The sequence below is a fragment of the Burkholderia sp. KCJ3K979 genome (assembly GCF_016759955.1).
Classification (GTDB): domain Bacteria; phylum Pseudomonadota; class Gammaproteobacteria; order Burkholderiales; family Burkholderiaceae; genus Burkholderia; species Burkholderia orbicola.
In genome coordinates this window covers 1-4,519 of sequence record NZ_JACFYV010000338.1, presented here as the reverse complement: position 1 = coordinate 4,519, position 4,519 = coordinate 1, and the positions used below count along the sequence as shown (strand labels likewise).

The window sequence follows — 4,519 nt, the reverse complement described above, 5'->3', positions numbered from 1 at the left end:
AGCATGTAGCTCGCGATGCGCTTCGCGGTCGGCGTCAGCTCGGCAAAGCGGGATTCGACGGTATGGGCGAAGGCGCAGGTCATCGAGCTGTTAGATCGTTGTCATTTGATGATTCGATGTCATCTATCTGACAAAGCCAAAATCATTCGCGCCAGCGGATAAAAACTATGGGGTGGCGGGAGGTGATAGCCGCGAAGGCGGGTCACGGGAGCAGGCGGAAAGGCATGTTTATCTCTGTCAGACATATTTTGCGTTTATGCCTGACAGAGATAATTTCTCCCCTGCTGCATCGCAATAATTACAAAATTAAAGTCGATCATTTTAATTCATTAATTCAGGTTAATAATTCATTTAATTTTTGGATGAATCTGGATTTAACTTGCGTCACGGGATGTTTGATTTTCGGTAATTCGAAAAGCGGCAAGTGTTCCGTAATGGAAATTCTCTCGATTGAGGAATGAAGAGGAAATCATGACGAATCTTTCTCGACGCAAGATGTTGACGAGTACGGCCGGCGCCATTGCCGCGGCGGGCATTGCGGTAACGGCGAAGGCCGCTTCGTTCGGCAATCCGGACAGCCCGCCGGAAGGCGCGGTGAATGCGCGCAACCGTCAGAGCCTGACCGACCCGGGGCCTAAAAATCCGGCCATCGCCAATCAATTCCCGTCTTTTCAGGACCCGCCGGCCACCGATATCAACGGGATGCCGTTATTCTGGGCGTCTTTCAATAATGCCCATAAACGCATTCAGAATGGCGGATGGGCGCGCGAAGTGACGCAGGACGATTTCGCGATTTCCGAAACCATTTCCGGCGTCAACATGCGGCTCACGCGCGGCGGCATTCGCGAGATGCACTGGCACCAGCAGGCCGAGTGGGCCATCATGCTCGACGGCCGCTGCCGGATCACCGTGCTCGACGAACTCGGGCGGCCGTCGGTGCAGGACGTCAAGACCGGCGATCTCTGGTATTTCCCGCCCGGCCTGCCGCATTCGCTGCAGGGCCTCGGCAGCGACGGCGCGGAATTCCTGCTCGCGTTCGATAACGGTCGCGCATCGGAATTCAACACGCTGTTGCTGACCGACTGGATCGCGCATACGCCGCCCGACGTGCTCGCGCTCAACTTCGGCGTGCCGGCCGACGCGTTCAGGAACGTGCCGCTCGACAACCTGTGGATCTTCCAGGGCGACGAGCCGGGCCCGCTCGCGGACGCGCAGCGCGCGGCGGCCGCATCGGCCGGTGCGCCGCCGCATCCGTTCGTTTTTTCGCTCGGCGACATGAAGCCGGTCAGGAAGACGCGCGGCGGCGAGGTGCGGATCGCGGACAGCACCAACTTCAACGTGTCGACGACCGTCGCGGCGGCGCTCGTCACCGTGCATCCAGGCGGCATGCGCGAGCTGCACTGGCACCCGAACGCCGACGAATGGCAGTACTACCTGCAGGGCGAGGCGCGGATGACCGTGTTCGACACGGGGCCGAAGGCGCAGACGGCCGATTTCCGCGCGGGCGACGTCGGCTATGTGAAGAAAAGCCTCGGGCACTACGTGCAGAACACCGGGCAGACCGACCTCGTGTTCCTCGAGATCTTCAAGACCGACCGCTATGCGGAGGTGTCGTTGTCCGACTGGCTCGCGCACACGCCGCCGCAGCTCGTCGAAGCGCACCTGAACGTCGCGCCGGACGTGATCGCGCAATTTCCGCGCAATCGTCCGGACGTGGTGCCGCTGTAACGCGGTCGGCGTCTCGTCGTGGCCGGCATGCGGCTTGCTGCTGTGGCGAGCCGCGATCCCCGAATCGGCCTTCCTCATTCGAACGGAATAAATACTCACCATGATTCCCGTCGTCCCGAGCAAACCCCCCGGCGGCCTCGCGCTGCCGGGCCTGTCCACCGAGCCCACCGACGGCGCGGTGCGCGCCGCGCTCGAAGGGCGCCGCACCGGCGTCGCCGCGCTGCTGCCATTCATCGGCCCGGCCGTGATTGCGTCGATCGGCTACATGGACCCCGGCAACTTCGCGACCAACATCCAGGCCGGCGCCGCATACGGCTACCGGCTGCTGTGGGTCGTGCTGGCCGCGAACGCGATCGCGATGCTGTTCCAGGCGATGTCCGCGAAGCTCGGCATCGTGACCGGCCGCAATCTCGCCGAGCTGTGCCGCGACCGTTTCCCCGCGCCGGTCGTGTGGGGCATGTGGATCGCGTCGGAGATCGCCGCGATGGCGACCGACCTCGCCGAATTTCTCGGCGGCGCGCTCGCGTTCGGGTTGTTGTGCCACCTGCCGCTGTTCGCGGGGATGATCGCGACCGCGTTCGCGACCTGCGCGATCCTCGCGCTCGAAAAGCGCGGCTTCCGGCCGCTGGAAGCCGCGATCGCGGCGCTGGTCGGCGTGATCGGCGCGTGCTATCTCGGCGAACTGCTGATCGCGCCGCAGGACTGGCACGCGGCGGCGTTTCATCTGGTGGTCCCGCAGATTCCGGATCACGCGGCGCTGACGATCGCGGTCGGCATCATCGGCGCGACGATCATGCCGCACACGCTGTATCTGCATTCGGGCCTCACGCAGGATCGCACCGCGCCGCGCGACGACGCAGAGCGGCGGCGGCTCGTGCGTTTCTCGAACCGCGAGGTCGTGATTGCGCTCGGGCTCGCCGGGTTCGTGAATCTCGCGATGGTGATGATGGCGTCGTCGGCGTTTCATGCGGCCGCGCCGGGCATGACCGACATCGGCGACGCCTATCACACGCTGATCCCGGTGCTCGGGCCGGCGGCCGGCGCGCTGTTTCTCGTCGCGCTGCTGACCTCCGGCGTGTCGAGCTCGGTGGTCGGCACGATGGCGGGGCAGGTCGTGATGCAGGGCTTCATCCGTCGCCGCCTGTCGATCTGGGTGCGGCGCGCGGTGACGATCGTGCCCGCGTTCGGGGTGGTCGCGCTCGGCTGCGACGTCACGCGGGCGATGGTGGCCAGCCAGGTCGTGCTGAGTTTCGTGCTGCCGATGCCGATGATCGCGCTGCTGATACTGTCGGCGCGCGAAGACGTGATGGGCGCTTACGCGATGCGGATGCCGCTGCGGATCGTCGCCGGCGCGGCGACGGTCGTGATCGTCGGGCTGAATGCGTACCTGGTATGGGCGGCCTTCAATTGAACGGGTGCGGGCCGGCCGCTTACTGCTGCATGTCCGGTGCTTCGCGCAGCCGCCAGATGGCGTTGCACTGCTGGCCGCCGAGGCTCGTCGCGCGCAGCGTGACGACGGTGCCGGCCGCAATCTGGTACCAGAAATGCGCCATCAGTTCGGTGCCCTTGCGCTGCGCGTGGCCGTCGACGCGCACCTCGCACAGCAGCGGCGACGGCGAGCCGGACGGATGCGTGACGTAGACGTTCAGCCGCGCGATGTCGCGGGTCGCGGTGAACACGACTTCGTGGTTCCCACTGCCGACGAGCATCGTGCCGCCCGGTTCGTCGAGCGCCTGCAGGTAGGCGCCCGCGCTTGTCTCGAGCGCGGCGGACGCAACGGTCAGCCCGGCCGATCGCACGTAATCCGCCGCCGCGATGCGTGCGGCGAGTGCCTCGGACGGCGCCGGCGTGCCGTCCGATAGCGCGAACGGCGTGCCGTCGCGCAGTGCGGCGTCGGTGTGGTTCGCGTAGTAGCGCCACCGGTCGAGGAAGCGGATGTCGCCGGTCATGTGCAGCGCGCGGATCGGCTCGCCGTGATACCTGAGCGTCGTCTTGCCGCTGCCCGCGTCGAACGATTCGTGGATGCCGTACTTGCTGACGAAGTTCTGGACCGGGTCGAGCAGCGCCGTTTCGCCTTGCGCGCTCCACAGATGCAGGAACGTCGTATCGATGCCGAAGCATTCCTGGAAATCGGTGCCGACGCGGGCGAGGCAGTCGCGCAGATGGTCGGCATAACGCGCCCATGCGTCGGCGGTCCCGGCGACGAGCCCGGCTTGCAGCGCACCGCCGTGGCGCGCATTGACCTCGTCGACGACGAGGCGCCAGTGATGGTCGCGCCGCTCGCCGATCAGCGGCGTGACGACGAACGTGCAGAACAGCGGGTCGGGGCACACGTGGAGCCGGTCGTCGCCGATCTGCGAGAACAGGTCGAACTGCGGCGCGCAGAACCAGATGTCCGCGTCGTACAGCGCGAGCTTGCGGATCTGCGGATGGCGCGCGCAATACTCGGCGGCCTCGATGAAGCGGCCGACCGGCAGCGCGTAGGCGCCCGACGCGTCGATCACGTCGACCGACTGGCCCGCGAGAATCTGCCGCTTGCGTTCGGACAGCCCGTAGCCGATCACCGCGATCCGCCCGTCGTAGCCGGCGTGCCGCAGCGACAGCAGGAACGGCACGAGCATTTCGTACCACGCGCGGTTGTTGTCGTTGATCGCCACGCATACTGCGTGCTCGCTCGAATGCATGTTGTGGTCCCGTTACGTGTGCCCGGCGCGGTAGCCGCGCGGTGCCGGTCATTGTAGATCGTCGCTGCACGGCCGCCGTACCGGCGCCGGTACGGCGGCCCGCGGCG

3 protein-coding genes are annotated in these 4,519 nt (G+C 65.8%); 2 read left to right on the top strand and 1 reads right to left on the bottom strand.

Going from position 1 to position 4,519, the window contains the following annotated elements:
• The first annotated feature begins 471 nt into the window (after positions 1 to 471).
• Both H3O04_RS34080 and H3O04_RS34075 read left to right on the top strand, forming a co-directional pair.
• Positions 472 to 1,728: an oxalate decarboxylase family bicupin gene (locus H3O04_RS34080; protein WP_124592073.1), complete on the top strand. Its 1,257-nt coding sequence runs from the start codon at positions 472 to 474 to the stop codon at positions 1,726 to 1,728.
• A 100-nt stretch (positions 1,729 to 1,828) separates the two neighbouring features.
• Entirely contained in the window at positions 1,829 to 3,139 is a 1,311-nt protein-coding gene (locus H3O04_RS34075; RefSeq protein ID WP_202589367.1) for an Nramp family divalent metal transporter, read from the top strand.
• A gap of 19 nt (positions 3,140 to 3,158) precedes the next feature.
• Here the strand turns inward: H3O04_RS34075 and H3O04_RS34070 are convergent, their stop codons facing one another.
• Positions 3,159 to 4,412, bottom strand: coding sequence for a hypothetical protein (locus H3O04_RS34070; protein ID WP_202589366.1), 1,254 nt, complete (start codon positions 4,410 to 4,412; stop codon positions 3,159 to 3,161).
• Positions 4,413 to 4,519: the final 107 nt, after the last annotated feature.